The organism is Cellvibrio polysaccharolyticus, from assembly GCF_015182315.1.
Lineage (GTDB): Bacteria > Pseudomonadota > Gammaproteobacteria > Pseudomonadales > Cellvibrionaceae > Cellvibrio > Cellvibrio polysaccharolyticus.
Genome location: NZ_PRDL01000001.1, coordinates 431,069 through 451,455, shown reverse-complemented (window position 1 = coordinate 451,455; position 20,387 = coordinate 431,069). Strand labels below are relative to the sequence as shown.

Here is a 20,387-nt window from a genome sequence, read left to right as displayed (position 1 = left end):
TATACGGCAGGTGCCATTCTGTCCGTTTGTCAGTGAGCCGACGAGAGCTTTAAACCGATAATACCCAGAATAATAAGCCCCACGCTGATCAGCCGCGCCGGGTTTACCGGCTCATGAAACAACGCAATGCCGAGAATCACCGTACCTACCGCCCCAATGCCCACCCAGACACCGTACGCAGTGCCCACCGGCAGGGTCTTCATGGCAAATGCCAATAACCAGAAGCTGACAATCATTGCCGCTATTGTCCATACACTGGGCCACAAGCGGGTAAAACCCTCGGTGTATTTCAGGCCAATCGCCCAACCGGTCTCCAACAACCCCGCAATCACAAGAATAAACCACGACATACTGTAAGTCCGTCGCCGAAGGGGTCGTCCCCGTTGACAGGAAACAGATTGAGGTCGTCCTGAATCTGCTTGCTGCCTGTGCTATGAAGCAACAGTTAGCAAGCACCATTATAGTGCATCGGAAAAATGAAGGGTAATTAGCACCGGGATCTTGCACAACACAGGGATACCACCGAAGAAATCGGCGACATAGACGTTACTGGAGATCGTAGGTAATCGCGTAGCGCACCAGGTCAGCAATACTGTTCAAACCCATCTTGTCGAGAATGTGGGTTTTATGGGTACTGACGGTTTTCGGGCTCAGGTGCAACAGCTTGGCGATATCACTCACACCCCTGCCTTGCGCCAGCTTGATCATAATCTGCCGCTCGCGAACCGTAAGGGATTCGTGCGGCAAACCGCTGGTGCGCCCTTGCAAACTGTCTACCGCAATACGTTGGGCCAGCTCGGCACTGATAAAAACCTGACCCCGCGCCACCTGACGAATGGCATCGATAAAATCCTGTGGCTGTCGGGATTTGGCGATAAAACCCTGCGCACCGGCGCGAATGGCAGGCGCGGTGTATTGCTCTTCACGATTGATACTAATGGCCAGAACAGCACTTTGTGGCACCTGTCGGCGCAACTGCTGAATTAATCGTATCCCGGAAATACCTGGCATCGACATATCCATCAGTACCACATCAGGACGCCATTGACTGGCGAGTGCCAGGGTCTTTTCTCCGGAGTCCGCCTCGGCCATGATTTCCATGTCTTTCTGCTGAAACAAAATGGCCCGTAACCCTTCGATGACTACGGGATGATCGTCAGCAATTACAAGACGAATCTTTTTCAATGAATTTACTATCCTTTTGTCCGCGTGCACACAACCGGTACGCCGTCAGAACGACAGTTCACCCCGTTACTCTCTCCGGAATACGGACTCTCTCACCCTGAAGTTTTTATTAACAGAAAGGCCTGATGCAATAACTATAGTTATCGCCAGGCCACCTGATTGTTAAAAAGCGTTGCTCCGAAGAAAAATAATGGCAAGTTGATAGCGATGAATGACTTACCTGATCTTACGAATACGACTGACTTTTTATTAGAAATTTTTCGGCATAAAAAATACCATGCTTTAAAAAAATCCGTGTGATGTGCGTTTGAATCCTGGAAGAATCAGACGGTTTCACCAGCCAACCAGGTAGCAATGGCAGACAGCGACATCACCTCACACGCAGCGCCGCGTTCAATGGCCATTTTTGGCATACCAAATACCACAGAACTTTGCTGATCCTGAGCAATGGTATAGCTGCCCGCTTCACGCATGGTTAACAAACCTGCTGCACCGTCATCACCCATGCCGGTCATGATGATGCCGGTTGCGATGCTACCGGCCACCTGGGCCACCGAACGAAACAATACATCCACCGAGGGGCGATGGCGATTGACCGGGGGGCCATCAAAAATTCGCACACAGTATTGCGTGCCCTGCCGCTTCAATTGCATGTGTTTGCCACCGGGTGCAATCAATACACGCCCGGGCAACACCGCATCGCCATCGCACGCTTCACGCACTTCACAATGACACATACGATCCAGCCGCGCGGCAAACGCGGCTGTAAATTTCTCCGGCATATGCTGCACCACCACCATGCCCGGACAGTTTTCAGGCAAACCGGTGAGAATAACTTCCAACGCGCGCGTACCACCGGTGGAGGTGCCACAAGCGATAATTTTTCCTAATGGCGCCACCGCTTTGCGGCTGGCAAGCGCCGCAGAGGTTGCCGACGGAGCAACTTTTGCCGTTGACGGTGTTACCGGCGCGCGTTGCGTTTTGGCCAGCAACTGCATGTTCGCCTGAGCCGCCGTCTTGATCACGCGCACCAGATGCGCAGCACTTTCGGTGAGAAAATCTTTCAAACCGATGGTCGGTTTGGCCAACACTTCTACCGCGCCGGCCGCCAGTGCCTGTAAAGAGGTTTCGGCACCGCGGGTAGTCAAGGTGGAGCAGATAATGACCGGCGTCGGGCGCTCTGCCATAATTTTTTTAAGGAAGGTAATACCGTCCATGCGCGGCATTTCCACATCCAGAATAATCACGTCCGGCCAGGACACAGCCATTTTTTGTAACGCAAATACCGGATCGGACGCAACCGCCATCAAATGCAAGCCGCTGGCCTGATTGATAATTTCCCCAAATACCTGACGCACTACGGCCGAATCGTCAACGATCAGCACGTTAATATCGGTTGGCATCAACCTATCTCCGGATATTGGAAAGTGGGCGCTGCAACGCCTTTTTTCATAAATACATCGCCGCTGTTGATATCAAAAATCAACTGGCGGTACACCGAACCACCGAGATCGTGTGCGGACACGCTCAACCGGTAATGCTCGGCCAATTGCCACGCGGTGGCGATATTGCGAGTAGACACCTGATCGCGGTCATTGCGCACCACGAACATACTGGCACCACCAAAAATTTTAATTTGGTAATCGCGTATGCGACCGCCCTGTTTGGTAATCGCACTGTCAATCAGCGTAAGTGCCTCGTTGGCATAACGCCCATCCAACGATTGTCCATTAGCCGTCAGGCGCGCGCGATCCGGCAGCATGTAGTGACACATACCACCCGCCTGGCGCTCGCGGTGCCAGAAAGTAAAAGCAATACAGGAACCCAGCGTGGTGCGCACTTTGGTGTTGGCACCACCAAAGAACCATTCGCCAGGTTTCAAATAGATATCATTCAGGGTCAAGATGGAGTTAACCGGTTTTTCTATAAATTGAGGGGGCCAGCGTTTGCACACTGGTACTTAGTCCATTGAGAGTTTCCGAGTGCCCCACCATCAAAATCCCACCGGGTTTTAATTGGGACAGCACTGCCGCAACCACTTTGCGTTTGGTTTCAGGACTGAAGTAAATCAGCACATTGCGCAAAAAAACAACATCGAAAGGCTTGGAGAACGTTTCGAGATTATCCAGATTTTTCTGACAGAAATGAATACGTGAACGCAAACTTCTGTTCATTAAAAAGGAGCCATCGTATTCGCCGGTGCCTCGCAAGCAGTAACGCTTGAGCCAGGCCTCGGGAATATGCTCGGCACGCGCCAGCGGGTAATGCCCCTGGCTTGCCGCTTCGAGCACGCGGGTACTGATATCCGACGCGCTGATCTGCCAATCACTGCTGCTACCAAAATAGTCGTCCAGCAGCATGGCAATGCTATAGGGTTCTTCACCGCTTGAACAGGCAGCACTCCAGATACGACAGGGCGCACTGCTGGAAAGGTTCGGCAAAATATGGTTGCGCAAAAAATCAAAATGCTTTGATTCGCGAAAGAACCAGGTTTCGTTAGTGGTCAGTAAATTAACCGCGAGCTGGTGCTCGACCGGATCGCGCTTGATGCGCTCCAGATAAGTGCGGTAATCCGACTGCCCGAGAATTTTCAAACGCTTGGCCAAACGGCCCGCTACCATGCTGCGTTTGGCATCCGATAAATGGATACCCGCCGCAGCAAAGATCAGTGATTGAAAACCCTGAAAGGATTTATCGTCGAGCACCGGTTGAGTCAAGGCAGCCTGAATCACGATACTATTCTTCCAGCAGGTCGGCAGAGTCATCCTGCAACTGGGCAAGTTCTGCCATCTCTTCTACGTCGACGACCTGTTGCATATCGAGAATAATGACAAAGCGCTGCCCAACCTTGCCCATGCCGGCAATAAAGTCCGGACGAATACGCGCACCGAAACCCGGTGGCGGTTCGATATCGGCATTGGCAATTTCCAGCACTTCGGAAACTTCGTCAACGATAACCCCGATTTCCTGGCGGCCTTCCGCACCTTCGATCTCGAAAATAACAATACAGCTACGGCGGTTAATTTCACTTTGCTCACGCCCGAAACGGGCAGCAAGGTCAATCACCGGCACTACGCTGCCGCGCAGATTGATGACGCCGCGCACGAAGGTCGGCATCATCGGCACGCTGGTCAATTCGCCATATTCCATAATTTCCCGAATGCCCAGAATGCCGATAGCAAACATTTCCTTGGACAAACGAAAGGTCAGGTATTGTTCATGGTGAGAACCCTGCGAGGGTTCTCCCGTTTTTTCTGCAGATTTTTTTACAGAATGGTTCATACCCGCGCCTCTAGAATTTCACAAACGCATTTTCATCCAGACCCTTGGAGCCGGCCAGTGATGCGGATTTACGAGCGCTTACCGGCGTTCTCGGCGAGTTGCCTTTGTGCGATACGGCACTGGCCAATTGCTGGTCACCAATATTGAAGAAGGCGATAGACTGTTGTAACTGCTCAGCTTGTGAAGACATCTCTTCCGAGGTTGCCGCCAGTTCTTCCGAGGCAGAGGCATTCTGTTGGGTAAGCTGGTTCAACTGTTCCATAGCGCTGTTAATTTGCCCCACACCGGCAGACTGCTCGGTAGACGCTGCGGCAATTTCCTGCACCAGATCAGAGGTTTTTTGAATAGACGGGACGATTTCTCCCAACAGCTTGCCAGCGCGTTCTGCCAGGGCTACGGAAGAGTCGGCAACTTCGCTGATTTCCTGGGCGGCAACCTGGCTGCGTTCTGCCAGCTTGCGAACTTCCGCCGCCACTACCGCAAAACCTTTACCGTGTTCACCGGCACGTGCTGCTTCAATTGCCGCGTTCAGGGCCAGCAGGTTGGTCTGGTAAGCGATGTCATCAATAATGCTGATTTTCTGGGCAATGCTTTTCATGGCTTGCACGGTTTGCGCAACCGCTTCACCACCTTCACCCGCTTCACGCGCTGCTTTGGTTGCCATGCCGTCGGTAATGCGCGCATTGCCGGTGTTCTGTTCAATAGAGGCGGTCATCTGCTCCATGGAGGCAGACGTTTCTTCCACACTGGCAGCTTGCTCACTGGCAGCTTGCGACAATGATTGGCTGGTAGAACTTACCTGCTCGGATGCCGAGGCCAGGTTGTCGGCGCCACCGCGCACTTCAGCAATAACCTGAGCCAATTTGCTGGTCATATTACGCATGGCATCAAGCAATTTACCGGTTTCGTCGGTGGCGTTATTTTCAATTTTTACACTCAGGTCGCCATCGGCAATGGATTCTGCAGTGGTCAATGCAATGTTCAATGGGCGTACAATGCTGATGGTGATAAACCAGGCGAAAGCGACACCCACCAACAGCGCAACAATTAGCAGAACAATAATTTGGTTGATCGCTGATTTGATAAGCTCTTCTGTATACTCACCCCAATATTTAGTGCGTGCCTCAAAATATTCGGTAAGGTTACGAATGGATAATTGATAGGTATCAAGCAGAGGTTGTGTACTTCCCAACCAATGTTCTACCCCGCCCAATTGGTCTCCCGATTCCAACATCTCCATCATTATTCTACGGTCAGCACTATAGGCAACACGCGCCGCAAGAATTTGGTCAAACAGTTGACGAGCTTCCGGCAGTTCAATTAACTCATCAAGTCGTTGTATATGCTTGTTAAGTATTTCGCTTTGTTTTGCCATATTCGAACGCAATAATTGCTGCTGTTGCGCATCGGAAATAAACAGTGACAATGTTGATGCAGTATTGATGTTATTTATATCTGTCCAATCGTTAGCTAACGACAGGCGCTCACTAAATTTTCCAGTGAGGTCTTCCACCACATCATCAACAGCCTGAAAACGATTGACGGCAATCGTTCCCACAATCATAAAAATTACCAGCACAGCGGCGAAGGCAATGCCCAGTCGCATACCGATCTTCATATTTTTTAACATATCCGTTTACTCAAAAAATGTGGTTACAAAAATTAGAAAACTTAATGGAACTGCTTACGCTTACTGGAAAACTTATCTTCTTCCACAATGGAAACCTGCTGGATCAACGCAGCCACGTCCAATACCAGTGCAACCTGGCCATTGCCCATAATGGTTGATCCTGCCAAACCCTGCAGGTGTGCGAACAATTTTCCCAGCGGCTTGATAACGGTTTGGTGTTCGCCATGAAGCTCGTCTACCACCAGACCGACTTTTTTACCGCTATGGTTTACTACAACAATATTTTGGCGACGGCCCTGGGCATAGCCCGGCACCTGGAAGTATTCGTGCAGCGGTATAAAAGGCAGCACCTCGCCCCGTAAATTAATGAACTGATGCTTTGAGGCTTCCAACTGCTCTTCGAGGGGAAACTCAATACACTCAACCACCGCTTCCAACGGAATGACGTAAACCGCTTTTCCTACCGAAGCCACAAACCCGTCGATAATCGCCAGGGTTAAGGGCAGGCGCAGCCTAAAGGTGCTACCTTCACCTGGCTCTGATAACACTTCTATGCTGCCCCGCAGTGCCTGAATGGATTTTTTCACCACATCCATGCCCACACCGCGACCCGACAGGTTGGTTACCTTTTCAGCGGTAGAAAACCCCGGCTCAAAAATCAGATTGAAAATTTCCTGATCAGAAAGTACTTGATCCGCATGAATCAATCCTTTCTCCAGCGCTTTGCTACGAATACGCTCACGGTCGAGCCCGTTACCATCATCGCTGATCTCAATTACCACATGGCTTGCCTGGTGGTAGGCATTGAGCCGTAATGTGCCTTGTGCAATTTTTCCGCGAGAAAGACGCTTTTCAGCATTCTCAAGGCCATGATCGCAAGCGTTGCGTACCAGATGCGTTAAGGGGTCAGTGATTTTTTCTACCAGGCTTTTATCCAGCTCGGTGTCGGCGCCGTGAATAGACAGGTAAATATCTTTGCCCAGTTCATCCGACACGTCGCGAACAATGCGCTGAAAACGTTGGAAGCATTCGCCAATAGGCACCATGCGTAAATCCAGCGCGGCATCGCGAATGTCATCTACCAGCAAGGACATATTCGCTGCCGCTTCGCGGGTATCCTTGTCGCCACCTTTAACCGCGTTAACCACCACCGAGGAGGATGAAATAACCAGCTCACCCACCAGGCTGATCAACTGGTCGAGTTTGTCGGCAGGCACACGAATGTATTGCGTGCGGGATGCAGAAGCATCGCGGGGTGCCGAGGCTTTATCGGCGGAAGCGTCGGATCGCAGTTCGGATAAATTCACCAATACATCTTCAGCGGTACTTGCGATGCTGTCATTGGCGCCCTGTTCATTAGCCACCGGGTCATTAACCCATAGCTCGATATCGCCGCTCTTTAATGCACTGTGTTGCTGGCCGGATATTTCGCCGTCTTGCAGCAACCAATCAATTAATTCTTCGCGTTCGTCGTCGGCAAATTTTTCCAGCCACTGGTTATAAACGCCGAGGGCAGCGCCAGGAGCGATAATGGTAATTTCACACAGGGTTTCGACAAATTCAAAAATGGCCCGAATGTCGTCAAGGGATGCCGAAGAATCCAGCGTAATCTCGAACCCCAGGTAACAGCTTTCCGGGTCCATGTCTGCCAGGTCGGGCAAGCTTCGGGTCAGCGTGTGCAAAGACACAATCTCGCCGGCGGTTTGCAAAAAGCGGATAAAACCCAACGGGTCCATGCCATGCCGGAAAACATCGCCATCAAAACGCAGCGATATATGCCACAGCTTGCTACCGTCTACAGCCGGTTCACTGTTGACGGCTGCCGGTGCTACCTCAGCAGGCCCGGATTGCGTGTCAGTGGATACCTGATGATAAGCTTCCAATCCGCCCAGCAATTGCGCTTCGTGCGTTTTCATTTCCATGGAAATAGCATTCTGATCCGCGTCAACCAGATTCTTGATATGGTCACGGCTTTGCAGCAGCAGTTGCGCCAGATCGCGGCTGTACTCAAGGTCATCAGCGCGCAATCGGTCGAGAATATTTTCTACCACATGCGTGAAGCCAACCACGTGGTCGAAGCCAAACATGCCGGAAGAACCTTTGATGGTATGAACGCAGCGGAAGAGCGCATTTTTCAGTTCGCGGTCTTCGGGGTGAAACTCCAGATCAAGCAGGATGATTTCCATATCGACCAGCAGTTCGCGACTTTCGTCGTAAAATGTCTGTAATACCTGGTCGAGATTCATTGCAACACCTCCGCACTTTGCGCTGGTGTGTCAACTACCGGAGCGGTTCCGGTAAGTTGTTGCAGTTCATCAATCAGGGTATTTTTCTGCAATACCAGAGATGGATTTTCCTGTGTGCCGGCCAGGCGTTCGGCCTGTATCAACAACTGCAATCCGGCACCATCCATTTCTGTCACTCCTGTTAAATCAATCTCACACAGCGCGCCACTGGCAGCGGCATCACGCAATGCTTCAAACACGCTGGCAACCTGGTAAATGGTGAGTTCACCGGTTACGCTCAGCAATCCTTTCTCTTCGTCAAACTTACATGTTTCATCCATCACCCTGACTCCTGGCGATTCGGTTTATGGCACCAGCTTATTCACCGCAGCCAGCATTTGTGCCGGTTGAAATGGTTTTACCATCCACGCCTTTGCACCCGCCGCCTGGCCCTGAGACTTTTTGTCTTCGGCCGACTCGGTGGTGAGCATAATAATCGGGGTGAATTTGTATTCTGCTTTGGCCTTGAGCTCTTTCAGTAAAGTAATACCATCCATATTGGGCATATTCACGTCAGAAATTATCAAATGGACTCTTTGACCATTCAGCTTGGCCAGCGCGTCACGGCCATCGCAAGCTTCGATAACATCAAAGCCTGCACTTTTCAGGGTAATTGCAACAACTTGTCGAATAGACGCAGAGTCATCGACGATTAATACTGTCTTGGCCATACATTTCTCTCTGGTATCGTGGCGTCAAAAAAAGGTGATTTCTCCGGCTTGCTCATTCACCGCCTTGCTATTGCCGGAGCTGTGAGCCTGCCGCTCTTCAGCCATGGCATATGAAGCTTCAAGCGCTTCAAGGTGTTGGGAAATATTGTGGTCGCCCTGTTGCACCGCAGCGCTGACTTCGTGAAGGTTGTCGCGCACGTGACAAAGCATCTGGCTGACGCGATCCTGAAATTGCAACTGCACAATTGCGTCAGAAACTTCGTACTGAATACTGCTATTGGAAGTACGCAGGGTGCGGGCAGAGTCGATGAGATTATCGGAGTGCTGGCGGAACTGATCGAGAATCTGGCGGATGGTGGTGCGGGAGGCATCAATCATGGAATTATCGCGACCGCGAGATTGATGCGCCGCTTCAACAGCGTTTTCGATGGCACTGCTGATGTGGCTGACTTTTTTGCCCATGTCCTGGCCGGTTTCCGCCGACATTTGCGATAACTTGCGAACCTCGCCTGCTACCACCGCAAAACCGCGTCCCTGATCACCGGCTCGCGCGGCTTCAATGGCCGCATTCAATGCCAACAAATTGGTTTGCCCGGCGATAGTCGCTACATCGCGCGACATGCGATTCAGCTCGGCCACAAATTCTGCAAGGCCATTGATTTGCCGCAGCAAACCATCGCGCTCCTTTAATACCGCTTCAAGCGTTTCTACGACGGTTTGCAAACCGGTATCGGCGCGGCCAAAAACCGAATCAATACCATCTTCCAGCGAAGAAACGACTCTATGGGCGACATCGCTGGATTGCCCCACTTCATAAGCGAGCCCACCAAATCGGGCCACCAATTCGTTGACTGCGGTTTCTGACTGACTGCGGGCGCTTTCTACCTGGGTTGCCCAGATGGGCATCATCACCCGCGCCAGCTCGTCAACCGCCACATCGGTTTGTGAGGGTTCCTTCTCTACAGAAATATCGATGTCTTTATCCAGTCGGGTTTCGGCAGCCGATTGAATTTGCCACTGCACGCCGTAAAAAGAGAGCGCAGACAAGATGATTAAAGGAAGCAAGTACCAGGAAGAAGCACCGAGGTAAAAAAAAGCTCCCGCAGAGAATAAAAAAGGAAGCAGCAGGAATGCTCCGATACCGAAACGGGAAGGGAGTCTGGAAATATCTGTAACGCTCATAGCAATCAATCCCGGAAATGCCTATCTGGTTAATGAGAGGAGTGCACCCCCGTAATTCACCACAATTTTGCATAAGCCATCACATCTTTGCAGAATGATGTCATCAGAATCATCCTAGATGACAAGGATCGCTAGCCACAATCGGAAAACGCCTAATAAAACTAGGAAACGATCTTATTAAAAATAAGATTTTTCCTAGAAAAAAATGAGTTATTAACTGAAAAGTAGGTATGGAGGCAGGAGAGAATTTTTGTGTATTTTCGACAGCTTTACGGAAAGGCGACAGAAGAAGTCTCTCCTATTGCCTGTTTTTACGCCGAAATGACGCCGAATTCAACTAAAAAATTTTTTGTCAGGTGGTAGAAATCGATTGGTAATTCCAAATGCTGATTAACAATGTCTTATTCATTTCTGTCGCTTAAATATAAAATTTCTTTACAAAAAATTCTGGCAGCGAAAACATCACAATAAAGGGGAAAAATGTGCTCACCACGCCCTGCGCCATGACGGAGCAGGGCGTGATCTGTTTTCACCCTTAAGGCGCTGTTGCCGGAATGTTGTCTTCCCTTATTTCCGACTCCACGGCCATGTCGAGAACATAGGCGACACCCGGTCCATCGGCTGGCGGGTTGATCAGCGGGAAACGTTTCAAACGTAAAATGGTGCGCACGCCTCGCTCATGACTGTAGCCTTCAATTTCCTGATAGAGAAATTGCCATTCGCCCACCGCAACCTTGGCGCCATCTTCATCATATTCCACATCCCTTACCTGCAAACATTCATGCTCCGGCATCAGGGGATGATGACAACTGACCCGTAAAGGCTGCACTTCGAGGAAAACCAGCTCGCTGTCGGTTCCGTAACGACTCTCGGCGGTATTTATGCCTTCAAAAATCAGGGCGCTACCATCGTTTTTGGTCAGCGTCAGCAGTGGCGTCTCGCTGTCACTTAACTGAATTTGCAGCTCGCCTTCAAAATGGCTTTTGAGCGCCGCCTCCCGTCGCATCAAACTGTCGTCACAGGCTTTCATGGTTTGCACCAACTGGCCGGGCTTCAGGGTAGTTCTGTCGATGCTGTAGCTGCCACCAAGCTGGTTACAGCCACCAATAATGGCCAGACGGTCTTCGTCAAAGTCGATTTGTACCCGGTTACTGATATCGCCAAACAGGGCATCAATACGATCACCTTCCGGGTCGGATGCGTCGTGCAAGCGCCAGTGAAAGTGCGACAGTCGGGATCGATCCAGCGAGGGTTCCGAGACGGCAGCCACGCTGGCCACCACACCGGTCTGGGGTGGTGGCACGGCGTTATCGCGCTCGCAAGCAGAAAGGAGTATGACTCCTGGTAAAAAAGCATAATGAAGCAGCTTCATAGCGTTCTCCGAAATTCCAGATTCCATGGGTGCAAAAATTATAGCAGCTGGCTGGCTTTAGCCGGCTTTGCCAGGTCTCAGGGCACACACTTCCTGCACATCGAACGATGAAAGCGTACAAATCATCACACTATTGAATAAAAATTACCGGCACGATTAATTTTCCCGAGCGAAATCGGTTTATCCACCGGTGATATTGCGGTTAAACAGACCGCGCTTATTATTTTTGTAAATAAAAATCGTCGTCGTAGGTCTTGACCAGATGCGGCGCCAGCACCGCCATACAGGAAACAATAGCGCCATTACAAAAACCTTCTGGAAAAGTCAGTAGGAAAAACATCCAGGCGTTTTCCCAAACGTCCGGCATAAAAGCCACCTGACTGACCCACAACAGCAGCACTGCAAAAATGGCCGAACCCACCCACGACAACATGCCGCCGAAAAATCCGCCGCCCAGAGTATAAAGAAAGAGGTTTTGAATACGCGAGCGAGCAATCAGCATAAAAATGCCGCGCGCAATCAGTACCGGTACCAATACGCTGACCAGAAAATTAAAGCCGATATTTTGCCAGGGAAGAACCGTGAAAGCATGGCTGATTAACAGCGCAAAAAAGCCGGCGACGATGGTCAACCTGGCTCCGAAAATGGCTGTGCAAGCCGCCATGAGTAAAGGATGGAGACGAAATAGATTAAATAACTGCAACTGCACCAGAGCGCCGTAAATACCCAGCCCGATAATTACCCCAAACCACATGTGCTGTCGCACCGGAATGGCTGCCAGGGATCGCCAGGGGGCAACCCGCAGTATCCAGCCGAAAGAGAAAATACTCACCGCCAGCGTGAACCAGAGAAAGTAACCACTAAGCGGTGCGACCAGATTCATGACCGGGGTTCCTGAAGATGACTAATAAAGAAGAGAGAAGCCTTAGCCCCGCAAGCGCGACAACAACCGGCTTAAACCTTTCGCTTGCAAGGTCAAATACAAGCCCAGTGCCGTTTGCAAAAGCCCGACAAGCACCGGAATGACCCGCGGAAACCATAAGCCTTCCCGGGAATCACCGGCATCGCCCGGCAACCACAAGAGGCTCTCTGCAAGGTAGGGAAGTGATTGGGAGAGCACATAAACGCCCACCACACAGAAGAGCACGGTTTGCAGATCATTCAGTTTGCCTTGCAACACCGCTTCGGCACCGGCCTGCCGCCCCAGGAGCCAGCGAGCTACGGTTACCGGGAAACGAAGTAACAGAAAAGCGATAGCGGCAAAAATAAGCGCTTCAACAATAATCAGGCTGATCATCCAGTAGCTCTGCCCCTCAAACTGCGCCTGCATTGCCGACCAGTAACTGAAACGGGTTAACAGCGTGTGAAAAACCGAGTAAACAAGATAGACGCCCATCAGTCGCAAGCCGACCGCCAGCATTTCCACAACTTTCATCACTTGAGTCCTTTAGCGGAGAGGAAAGCGCTACCTTACCACAGGCAGCTGACTTCGCACTCGAGGTCTGTCAGGCCGGGGGATAAGAAAAAATGGATAGCATCAATAACGGCAAGCCCACCGTAAGGCGCGCTAAAAAAATGAAGGGAGTTTTAAAAAAATCTACACACGAAAATCTGAAAATCGCTTATCCAAAAGGAATAAAAAAATATCTTCACTGCATTAAACACTATTTAACTGCAGGCTTATCAGCGAATGTGTAAACCTCGTCACAGTACTTTTCACATCGCTTATAACGCTTGCAAAAGAGAGTATTTAAAAACATTTTTTTATGGCATTTATTCAATAAAAAATTCTTCTTAAAAATATTTTAAAGCCGTTAATTATTATTAAAGCCGGCTTAAAAACCGAATTTGACGACAAAAATTATAACTGGATAACATTATTGAACACTGCGCCCATAAATTTTTCATGTCGCTTTGACAGTCTTTTGGGGGTCTCCTATTGTTAAGTACGTAAGGCCAATTAATCTCTCTCGAAGCTTAACGAACCACCGGATTGGCCACTTAACAAATTCATTCCTGAAAAAAGAAGGAAACATGTCATGAACAAAGACCAGGTTAAAGGCTCAGTAAAAGATACCGCAGGTAAAATTCAACGTAAGACTGGTGAGCTGGTAGGCAGCAAAACCCAGCAAGCCAAAGGTATTGAAAAGCAAGCTGAAGGTAAAGCGCAAAAAGCCTTCGGTGATGCCAAAGAACGTGCCAAAGATGCTACTCGCCACTAATGACCTTTGGTATTGATTTCTGGCAATAACAAACAGTTCGTAATTACTCAAGGAATGAAACCGGCGCAAGGGACTGCGTCATTAACACCTCCCCCTCTTTCCTTATGCGTGTTTCCTTGTTCGCGCTTTCTATATATCCGCCGATCTTATTAATACTCGCTGTTATTAGCCGGATGGCGATTGTTTAGCTCGTATTGGTTGATTCTCTGCTATTTAAATTCTTTTTCTTTACGATTCAAATTTTTTATATGCCTTGACTGTGCTTCTTTATTGCAAGAAGGGCATCAGGCATTGTTATGTTTATTCGTCATTCAAAGACCACCACGCCGGGCGACAATCTTTGAAGGTGTGATAATGCGGGCTTAATTCCGGCTGGTCGGGGTTATCCAACGTTCCTACCGCAATCGCAAGCGTCGGCGTGTCATCAATGGCACCAAGGGTGCTGCCGCAAATACGACAAAATGCCCGACAGGACGTTTCTGAGGAGCGCCACAGGGTTGGCATGCCGCCCTCGCCATTCCAGACTACCTGCTCTTCGTCAAACTCGATCCACATTTGGGTGAGCGACCCCGAGTGGCGCTGACAAAACCGGCAGGAACAGGTATGCGGGTCACGCGCTTGCCCGGCAATCTGGTAGCGAATATGGCCGCACAAACAACCACCGTGATAAAACATTGCAAATACTCCTGAGCAACAGACATCAATCTGTATTCTTCAATTTTTCCGGCGTTAAATGATGAATAATTTTATCGGTATGCTCACCGGCATTACTTAATCCTATTCGGTAAATCGAGTAGCGCAAGTTGCTTTAAACCCGTTTCACCTTCGAGGCAGCATTCTCGTGCATCGCTTGTTCAGGACTCGCTGCTTTCTGCAGGGTCATAACTTGTCCAGTTTTCCTCACCGTTAAACAAATAGGAAAAACCTTCCTGGTTGCCACGCCCTTCGATAACCGGCCAGGCTACGACAAAATTATGCATTGGCTCAGGTAACACGAAATAACAGCGTTGTGTGATATCCACAACAAGAGTTTGTCGTACAAAGCGTTTTTCCATCCAGTCGAATACGACGTAGCGGGAATCGGTGGAGGATGCAAACAACGCGCCCCAGGCAAAACCGGGTAATTTCACACCATCAATAACCAGGCTGCCATAGGAATCTCCATGAGGAGGTTCAGCGATGTAAGTCAATTTGAGTTGATGCTGGCCATCCGGCGTTAGCAAAATGTAGTTGCCCATGCCGGCCCATACTGTACTGCCATCGGCCGGTATAGGTAATGTCTGGTAGTCGTCATCCTTAAGGGAAGTTTCAGCACCGTCTTCGGCGGCGCTTTCTGATTCGCTTACGCCGTAACGCAAACGCCATTCATTGAGTAAATCAGACAGGGCTTCGGCAGTTAACCCGTAAGTGTCGGGCAAACCGGCGTCGGCACCGGTGAGTCGCATGCTGACTTTATTGATAATTGCCTGAACACGGTATTGATCGTTATAGAGCCAGCCCACGGTTTTCTGGCCGTTGGTCATTACCGGAAAAAAACTATCCACGTCACGCCAGCGCACCAGCCACTTGCGGTATAAGGTGCTCATCTGCATGCCGTCAGGGCGCAATTCAAGATAGCTACTGCCGGGTAACAGACTGACCGCCGCAATAAAACACCCGAAACCGAAAAAAGCCACCGCAAGCCACCCTAAATCCTTGCCCTGGCTTACCGCGAAGCCCCCCATGGCAACAAAGCTGGCGCACACAAAAAATAGAGCCAGCAATGATCCGGAACGGGTTTTCAAGCGTAAAACGTCTGTCTGTCGGGGTGTCGGCATCCGGAAACTCCACTATGCATTAAAGTCGGCAGGGTGCTGAAAAATACCGGAACATTTGCCAATACGGGAAAATAACGGCAGCAAAATAAAGCAGCGGCACAGCACAAACGCGGATTTTATACGAAAAGCGAACACACTTTCAGCATGGAGTTATCACCAGAGCAGGCTGAAGCAGTAATACCAGGTACGCTAAAAGCGGTCATCGAGCAATGCCGGCAAGACAAGCTCACGCACAAAAGACGCACTGGATAATGACAATATGGCCTTTACCATCGCTACCACGTCATGCACCGGGATGAGCGTACCTTCGCCGCGCAGCGCCGCAGTGGCCCCCGCTACCGACAGGTCATCTTCGGTATTGAGATAACCCAATTGCAAACAGGTTACTGCCAGCCGGTCCTGACGAAAACCTTCACGCAAAGCGTCAGCAATACCATTCAGGGCAAATTTTGATGCGGTAAAGGTCACTTCCGGGCGACCGCTATGTAACAGGCCGGAGGTGGAACCGGTGAGAATAATATGGGGTTTTTCCAAACCTCGCATACGGGTGAGCACATGTTTTAACAACAGAATCGCGCCAGTGATATTGGTGTTGATCAGGTCAATAATATCGTCATCCTGGTCATTCAAAAAATCATAACGACTGGAAAAAGCGGCCTGCTCCCAAATCCCCAGATTATAAATAACCACATCCGGACACACCGGAAGCTCTTCAAGAATTTTCGCCACCGCGTGTTTTGGGCTGCTCATATCAGCCTCAATCCAGTGCAGGTCAATAGTCTGAGCGACTTGCACATCATGCGGTTTGCTGCGGGAAACCCCGATCAGCGTATCTCCGGCATTTGCCAGACCTTCTATAAAAGCTCTGCCCAACCCTTTGCTTGCGCCAACAACCAGAATGTTCATAGACCCCTCACGACAATAATAGATACTGAATAGCAGCAAGGGCGCAGCATAAAACCTCAATATTAGTTGAGGTCAAGAGCAATAGGAATCAATCAGAAAGCGAGGGATGGGTTGCCACTGCGGAAATCTGCAGTGGCTTTATTGCGGAAAAAATAACAGCCAATGAATTATTCATTGGCCAGCGCACGGACTTCAAAGTTGCGATAACGGAAGTGACTCCACTGCATTTGCCGCAGGCCGATTTTTCCACTGCCGAAAGCCGCACCGGTATCGACACCGTCAACGATGGGCTGGTTGTCCACATAGTCAATCGCCTTGCGATCATCGACCCACAAACGAATATGAGCGCCCTGTTTAATCAACCGAATATTATGAATATCAACAGATTCGGTGGGAATACCTTCACCACCGGATTGCAATAAGGAAAAGGTATTATTTTTACGCAGGTTGACATGGCTGCGCCCGGGTTCGTGCGCCACATTGGCATAATAGGAAAGGTGATAACTTTTAATTTTTCCTTCGGTGTATTGATCAAACGTACCGTCCCGAACCGGTAAAGCCGGGTCAAAAATATCTTCGCCATTCTCGCCCTGTGCCGCAAAAAAAACGATTAACAAACCGGATTCAATGGCCAGGTTCTGCACTTGCCAGGTAGCGACAAAGTTGTCTGGAAAATCTTTCGGGCCCCAGAAAACATGGTGAGTGGATTTATCCGGAGAATACATTTCCATCCAGCCATCGCGAAATTCCACCACCGCATTGCCTTCCATACGCCAGCCGGTGGCACTTTGCTGGTCGGCAAAAGTTGCCGCATAGAGCACATCACCAGCGGCAGGAATTTGCTCCTGAGCCTGAACGGTATTTTCCAAAGCAGTTTTTGGTGGGGATTCAGTATCGGGGCTGCATGCCACCAGGGCACTACAACAAATAGCAGAAGCAAAAAATACACGCAGAAATCGAAAACTCACTCACCTACCCTCACGTCAATTAATAAAGATGACAGGATAGTAACAATATATTTTCGCGGCTTCACCGCTCTGAGGCGACATAGGGTGACAAAAATCGGGGCTGATTGACCAGCCCCGCCGCAACCAATCATGAAAGCCGAATCATGATTGGTTTGCTGTTATTTTTTAACCACTTTGATCACCAGCGTACCGGCCAGTTTGTCGTGCCAGCCCTGTTTACGCTTATCAATACCTACCCAGATGATCCCGAGAAAAAGCGGCAACATCGACAGATAATAAGCAAAATACCGCCCGATAAGTTGTCCCGTTGAAGCCGGCTCACCGGTTTTGGCATCAACAATTTTTGCCGATAGCATCATTTTGCCGGGCGTAGCCTGTTTGATTATCCAGAAGGTGATAATTGCCAGCGGCGGCAACACCCAGGTAATCACAATATCCGCAGCGCCAGCAAAAAGACCTGTTTGTGTTGCGTCAAAGTAAGCCCAGCCATAAACCGTAATAAGCAAGGGAAAGGTCACCAGCACTATTAAAATCGTATCTATGATGGCTGCCAGCGTTCTTGCCCAAAAACCTACGTATTGAAATTCCTGTTCCTGCATATTCCATTCCTCACATGAAATGGTTTTAATAAAATTGTTGAATCACCGAAGTGAGTCAGTTAATCAACGGGAAAGTTCAAGCGTCATAAATGCGCTGAGCGGGTCCGGTTGATAGCTGGCGAAAGGATCGCAATAACTGAAGCCGAATTTTTCATAAAGCCGGCGCGCCGGTAGAAAATAATCCATTGAGCCGGTTTCAAGGCTAACCTTCTCATAACCACGTTGATTGCAAATGTCGAGCGTGTGTTGCAATAACCCTGAGGCAACGCCCTTATTGCGAGCACTGGCGGTGGTGCGCATGGATTTTATTTCAGCGTGCTTATTGTCCAACTCTTTGATTGCAACGCAACCTTGCAATTGCTCACCTTGCCAGGCACTGAAAAAAGTAATCGCCGGGTCTTTCAATGCAACTACATCCAGGGCATGAACACTTTCTGGCGGCGACACCGCATACATATCTGCAAGGTGTTCTTCCAACAACAGAAGAACATCGCCGCCTTCCAGATCATCAATCCTTATTTGCATAACACACGCGTCCTTTATGGGTGAGTAAAACAATATGGGTTACATTCTGAAACCGGCCAATATCGCTTTCATTTCGGCAGCCATTTTTCGCAGTTGCTGACTGGCGATCACCAGTTCATCGGAGCGCAAATGCGTGGTATCTACCGCAGCGGCAATATTTTCCATGTTCTGATTAATGGTGGCTGAAACGCTGGCCATTTCTTCGGTGGCACTGGCGAGTTGATCATTAATATCCGCCATGCTGCCCACCGCGTGACTAATACGCGACAAAGCCGCGTTAGCCTGTTCGGAACATTGAATCGTCCGCTCGGTTTCAGCGCGACTGCTGGCCATGGATTGTACGGCGGAAGCAGAGTCCTGCTGAATACTTTGCACTTTTTGAGTAATGTCTTGCGTCGATAATTGCGAGCGGCTTGCCAGCGTACGCACTTCGTCGGCAACCACCGCAAAGCCTCGCCCCATCTCACCGGCTCTGGCTGCTTCAATCGCGGCATTGAGTGCGAGTAAATTGGTCTGTTCCGCAATACTGCCAATTACATCGGTTACCGAACCCACTTCTTCGCCGCGAGCGGAGAGTTGTTTGATCACCTGTTCTACGTGCTGCAAACTGTTGCGCAACTGCTCAATCGCCTCAATGGTTTGGGCAACGGCATTCACACCGGCATTGGCCTCATCGCCAGCGTCACGGGTTGCTTTGGCCGCATTGCTGGCGTTGCGCGCCATCGCATCGCAGGTGGAAGACATCTGGCTGACGGCTGTGGCAACTTGCATGGTCTGGCTTAACATTTGTTGCAGCAAATGCTGACTATGCTGATTACTGGTATCCACACTTTCCGACTGGGCCAGCAAGCGGGTTGCCAGAGCATCCTGTTGTTGCATGATATTTCGCATGCGTTGCACCAGCGTGCCCAGCGCTGCCAGCAAACTGTCCGGGCGGCTGGAGGAGAGGTCAAAGTTGACTGTAAAGTCACCGGCGGCCACCTGATTAACCAGCTGCTTGGCGTAGTCCACCTCACCACCCAGCGATTGTAACAACCAGCGCCGAATCAGCAATGAAGCCGCAACCGTCAACAAGGTAATCACGCCGATAATCAAACCGATACGCAAGGCAAGCGCACGGAACAAGGTGTTTACATCGTCGATATAAATACCGGAACCCACCACCCAACCCCATTGGCGATCAAGGCTGACAAAAGACAACTTCGGGTAACGTTCTTCGGTAACGCCTCCGCCCGCCAGCGGGCGTGGCCATTGGTACTCGACAAAGCCGTCACCAAAGCGCGTGGCCGCTGTTACGAAGCTGGCGAAGAGATTTTCGTTTTGCAGGGCTTGCCGCACACTGCCATCGCGGTTGCGCAGCAAAGTCGCATAGTTGAATGAAGGTTTGTCGAGGCGCGTTCCGTCCAGTGCCGGAACGGTTGCGTGCATGATCATATTCGGCAGCGGTTGTACCGTGTCGTTGATCCAGAGATATTCGGTGCCGTCATAACGGATTGCCCGAATCGCGGTAATGGCCAGCGCCTGAGCATCAGCCCGGCTCATCACGCCGGCCTCTTCCTGTTGCTGGTAATATCGGATGATACTCAAACCGGCATCAACAATGGCCTCAACCCTTGCTTCACGTCCTTCCATAAGGCGATCACCAAGGGAGTTCAGCATGACAACGCCCAAAATCAGAAATCCGACCAGTGCGATTGCCGGTATCACCAACAAACGCCCGCCGACAGAATTCAGCTTGGTCAC

23 protein-coding genes are annotated in these 20,387 nt (G+C 50.2%); 2 read left to right on the top strand and 21 right to left on the bottom strand.

All coding sequences use genetic code 11. The features are described 5' to 3' along the window. Positions 1 to 29: 29 nt before the first annotated feature. The 14 genes from sugE to C4F51_RS02100 form a co-directional block, all read right to left on the bottom strand. Complete coding sequence (sugE, locus tag C4F51_RS02165) at positions 30 to 350, bottom strand: quaternary ammonium compound efflux SMR transporter SugE (protein ID WP_193906761.1); 321 nt, start codon at positions 348 to 350, stop codon at positions 30 to 32. Positions 351 to 546: 196 nt separating this feature from the next. Beyond that, entirely contained in the window at positions 547 to 1,185 is a 639-nt protein-coding gene (locus tag C4F51_RS02160) for a response regulator (RefSeq protein ID WP_193906759.1), read from the bottom strand. 323 nt (positions 1,186 to 1,508) lie between these two features. Next, positions 1,509 to 2,588 carry a protein-glutamate methylesterase/protein-glutamine glutaminase gene (locus C4F51_RS02155; RefSeq protein ID WP_193906757.1) on the bottom strand — a complete coding sequence of 360 codons (1,080 nt, stop codon included), beginning with the start codon at positions 2,586 to 2,588 and terminating at the stop codon, positions 1,509 to 1,511. Continuing rightward, complete coding sequence (locus C4F51_RS02150; protein WP_193906755.1) at positions 2,588 to 3,088, bottom strand: chemotaxis protein CheD; 501 nt, start codon at positions 3,086 to 3,088, stop codon at positions 2,588 to 2,590. The genes C4F51_RS02155 and C4F51_RS02150 overlap by 1 nt, the downstream gene beginning before the upstream one ends. A gap of 7 nt (positions 3,089 to 3,095) precedes the next feature. After that, positions 3,096 to 3,917, bottom strand: a complete 822-nt coding sequence (locus C4F51_RS02145; RefSeq protein WP_202987593.1) for a CheR family methyltransferase — start codon at positions 3,915 to 3,917, stop codon at positions 3,096 to 3,098. Between the two features lie 4 nt (positions 3,918 to 3,921). After that, positions 3,922 to 4,467, bottom strand: coding sequence for a chemotaxis protein CheW (locus C4F51_RS02140; protein ID WP_193906752.1), 546 nt, complete (start codon positions 4,465 to 4,467; stop codon positions 3,922 to 3,924). 10 nt (positions 4,468 to 4,477) lie between these two features. Then, the gene (locus C4F51_RS02135) at positions 4,478 to 6,085 is read right to left on the bottom strand and encodes a methyl-accepting chemotaxis protein (protein ID WP_235992258.1); all 1,608 of its coding nucleotides are present in this window, start codon (positions 6,083 to 6,085) and stop codon (positions 4,478 to 4,480) included. A gap of 53 nt (positions 6,086 to 6,138) precedes the next feature. Beyond that, positions 6,139 to 8,343 (bottom strand): chemotaxis protein CheA, encoded by a 2,205-nt coding sequence (locus C4F51_RS02130; protein ID WP_193906749.1) that lies wholly within the window; start codon positions 8,341 to 8,343, stop codon positions 6,139 to 6,141. Continuing rightward, positions 8,340 to 8,663: an STAS domain-containing protein gene (locus C4F51_RS02125; protein WP_193906747.1), complete on the bottom strand. Its 324-nt coding sequence runs from the start codon at positions 8,661 to 8,663 to the stop codon at positions 8,340 to 8,342. Before C4F51_RS02125 ends, C4F51_RS02130 begins: the two co-directional genes overlap by 4 nt. Before the next feature lie 24 nt (positions 8,664 to 8,687). Continuing rightward, positions 8,688 to 9,053, bottom strand: a complete 366-nt coding sequence (locus tag C4F51_RS02120) for a response regulator (protein WP_193906745.1) — start codon at positions 9,051 to 9,053, stop codon at positions 8,688 to 8,690. Between the two features lie 24 nt (positions 9,054 to 9,077). Then, on the bottom strand, positions 9,078 to 10,235 hold the full coding sequence (locus C4F51_RS02115) for a methyl-accepting chemotaxis protein (RefSeq protein WP_193906743.1): 1,158 nt from the start codon (positions 10,233 to 10,235) through the stop codon (positions 9,078 to 9,080). Between the two features lie 535 nt (positions 10,236 to 10,770). Continuing rightward, the gene (locus C4F51_RS02110; protein ID WP_193906741.1) at positions 10,771 to 11,607 is read right to left on the bottom strand and encodes an META and DUF4377 domain-containing protein; all 837 of its coding nucleotides are present in this window, start codon (positions 11,605 to 11,607) and stop codon (positions 10,771 to 10,773) included. A 220-nt stretch (positions 11,608 to 11,827) separates the two neighbouring features. Continuing rightward, entirely contained in the window at positions 11,828 to 12,490 is a 663-nt protein-coding gene (locus C4F51_RS02105) for an energy-coupling factor ABC transporter permease (RefSeq protein WP_193906739.1), read from the bottom strand. A 42-nt stretch (positions 12,491 to 12,532) separates the two neighbouring features. Then, complete coding sequence (locus C4F51_RS02100; RefSeq protein WP_193906736.1) at positions 12,533 to 13,042, bottom strand: hypothetical protein; 510 nt, start codon at positions 13,040 to 13,042, stop codon at positions 12,533 to 12,535. A gap of 92 nt (positions 13,043 to 13,134) precedes the next feature. Between C4F51_RS02100 and C4F51_RS02095 the strand changes: the two genes are divergently transcribed. Next, a complete protein-coding gene (locus C4F51_RS02095; protein ID WP_193906734.1) occupies positions 13,135 to 13,305 on the top strand; it encodes a hypothetical protein in 171 nt (56 codons plus the stop codon). A gap of 341 nt (positions 13,306 to 13,646) precedes the next feature. After that, positions 13,647 to 13,829, top strand: a complete 183-nt coding sequence (locus C4F51_RS02090) for a CsbD family protein (protein ID WP_193906732.1) — start codon at positions 13,647 to 13,649, stop codon at positions 13,827 to 13,829. A gap of 300 nt (positions 13,830 to 14,129) precedes the next feature. Here C4F51_RS02090 and C4F51_RS02085 read toward each other — a convergent pair whose 3' ends face one another. The 7 genes from C4F51_RS02085 to C4F51_RS02055 all read right to left on the bottom strand — a co-directional run bounded on the left by C4F51_RS02085 (position 14,130) and on the right by C4F51_RS02055 (position 20,387). Continuing rightward, positions 14,130 to 14,504: a GFA family protein gene (locus C4F51_RS02085; protein WP_193906730.1), complete on the bottom strand. Its 375-nt coding sequence runs from the start codon at positions 14,502 to 14,504 to the stop codon at positions 14,130 to 14,132. 179 nt (positions 14,505 to 14,683) lie between these two features. Continuing rightward, on the bottom strand, positions 14,684 to 15,646 hold the full coding sequence (locus C4F51_RS18070; protein WP_235992257.1) for a hypothetical protein: 963 nt from the start codon (positions 15,644 to 15,646) through the stop codon (positions 14,684 to 14,686). 189 nt (positions 15,647 to 15,835) lie between these two features. Then, positions 15,836 to 16,552 (bottom strand): SDR family NAD(P)-dependent oxidoreductase, encoded by a 717-nt coding sequence (locus tag C4F51_RS02075; RefSeq protein WP_193906728.1) that lies wholly within the window; start codon positions 16,550 to 16,552, stop codon positions 15,836 to 15,838. Positions 16,553 to 16,719: 167 nt separating this feature from the next. Then, positions 16,720 to 17,520, bottom strand: coding sequence for a DUF1961 family protein (locus C4F51_RS02070; RefSeq protein WP_193906725.1), 801 nt, complete (start codon positions 17,518 to 17,520; stop codon positions 16,720 to 16,722). Positions 17,521 to 17,678: 158 nt separating this feature from the next. Continuing rightward, the gene (locus tag C4F51_RS02065; protein WP_193906723.1) at positions 17,679 to 18,119 is read right to left on the bottom strand and encodes an RDD family protein; all 441 of its coding nucleotides are present in this window, start codon (positions 18,117 to 18,119) and stop codon (positions 17,679 to 17,681) included. 63 nt (positions 18,120 to 18,182) lie between these two features. Beyond that, positions 18,183 to 18,644 carry a GNAT family N-acetyltransferase gene (locus tag C4F51_RS02060; protein ID WP_193906721.1) on the bottom strand — a complete coding sequence of 154 codons (462 nt, stop codon included), beginning with the start codon at positions 18,642 to 18,644 and terminating at the stop codon, positions 18,183 to 18,185. Between the two features lie 39 nt (positions 18,645 to 18,683). Then, positions 18,684 to 20,387, bottom strand: coding sequence for a methyl-accepting chemotaxis protein (locus C4F51_RS02055; protein ID WP_202987592.1), 1,704 nt, complete (start codon positions 20,385 to 20,387; stop codon positions 18,684 to 18,686).

Coding starts and splice junctions, on each gene's coding strand:
- C4F51_RS02115 (WP_193906743.1), bottom strand. CDS start 10,235: ATGAGCGTTACAGATATTTCCAGACTCCCTTCCCGTTTCGGTATCGGA.
- C4F51_RS02110 (WP_193906741.1), bottom strand. CDS start 11,607: ATGAAGCTGCTTCATTATGCTTTTTTACCAGGAGTCATACTCCTTTCT.
- C4F51_RS18070 (WP_235992257.1), bottom strand. CDS start 15,646: ATGCCGACACCCCGACAGACAGACGTTTTACGCTTGAAAACCCGTTCC.
- C4F51_RS02140 (WP_193906752.1), bottom strand. CDS start 4,467: ATGAACCATTCTGTAAAAAAATCTGCAGAAAAAACGGGAGAACCCTCG.
- C4F51_RS02105 (WP_193906739.1), bottom strand. CDS start 12,490: ATGAATCTGGTCGCACCGCTTAGTGGTTACTTTCTCTGGTTCACGCTG.
- C4F51_RS02090 (WP_193906732.1), top strand. CDS start 13,647: ATGAACAAAGACCAGGTTAAAGGCTCAGTAAAAGATACCGCAGGTAAA.
- C4F51_RS02125 (WP_193906747.1), bottom strand. CDS start 8,663: ATGGATGAAACATGTAAGTTTGACGAAGAGAAAGGATTGCTGAGCGTA.
- C4F51_RS02065 (WP_193906723.1), bottom strand. CDS start 18,119: ATGCAGGAACAGGAATTTCAATACGTAGGTTTTTGGGCAAGAACGCTG.
- C4F51_RS02085 (WP_193906730.1), bottom strand. CDS start 14,504: ATGTTTTATCACGGTGGTTGTTTGTGCGGCCATATTCGCTACCAGATT.
- C4F51_RS02075 (WP_193906728.1), bottom strand. CDS start 16,552: ATGAACATTCTGGTTGTTGGCGCAAGCAAAGGGTTGGGCAGAGCTTTT.
- C4F51_RS02155 (WP_193906757.1), bottom strand. CDS start 2,588: ATGCCAACCGATATTAACGTGCTGATCGTTGACGATTCGGCCGTAGTG.
- C4F51_RS02060 (WP_193906721.1), bottom strand. CDS start 18,644: ATGCAAATAAGGATTGATGATCTGGAAGGCGGCGATGTTCTTCTGTTG.
- C4F51_RS02130 (WP_193906749.1), bottom strand. CDS start 8,343: ATGAATCTCGACCAGGTATTACAGACATTTTACGACGAAAGTCGCGAA.
- C4F51_RS02100 (WP_193906736.1), bottom strand. CDS start 13,042: ATGAAAGTTGTGGAAATGCTGGCGGTCGGCTTGCGACTGATGGGCGTC.
- sugE (WP_193906761.1), bottom strand. CDS start 350: ATGTCGTGGTTTATTCTTGTGATTGCGGGGTTGTTGGAGACCGGTTGG.
- C4F51_RS02095 (WP_193906734.1), top strand. CDS start 13,135: ATGGATAGCATCAATAACGGCAAGCCCACCGTAAGGCGCGCTAAAAAA.
- C4F51_RS02120 (WP_193906745.1), bottom strand. CDS start 9,053: ATGGCCAAGACAGTATTAATCGTCGATGACTCTGCGTCTATTCGACAA.
- C4F51_RS02135 (WP_235992258.1), bottom strand. CDS start 6,085: ATGAAGATCGGTATGCGACTGGGCATTGCCTTCGCCGCTGTGCTGGTA.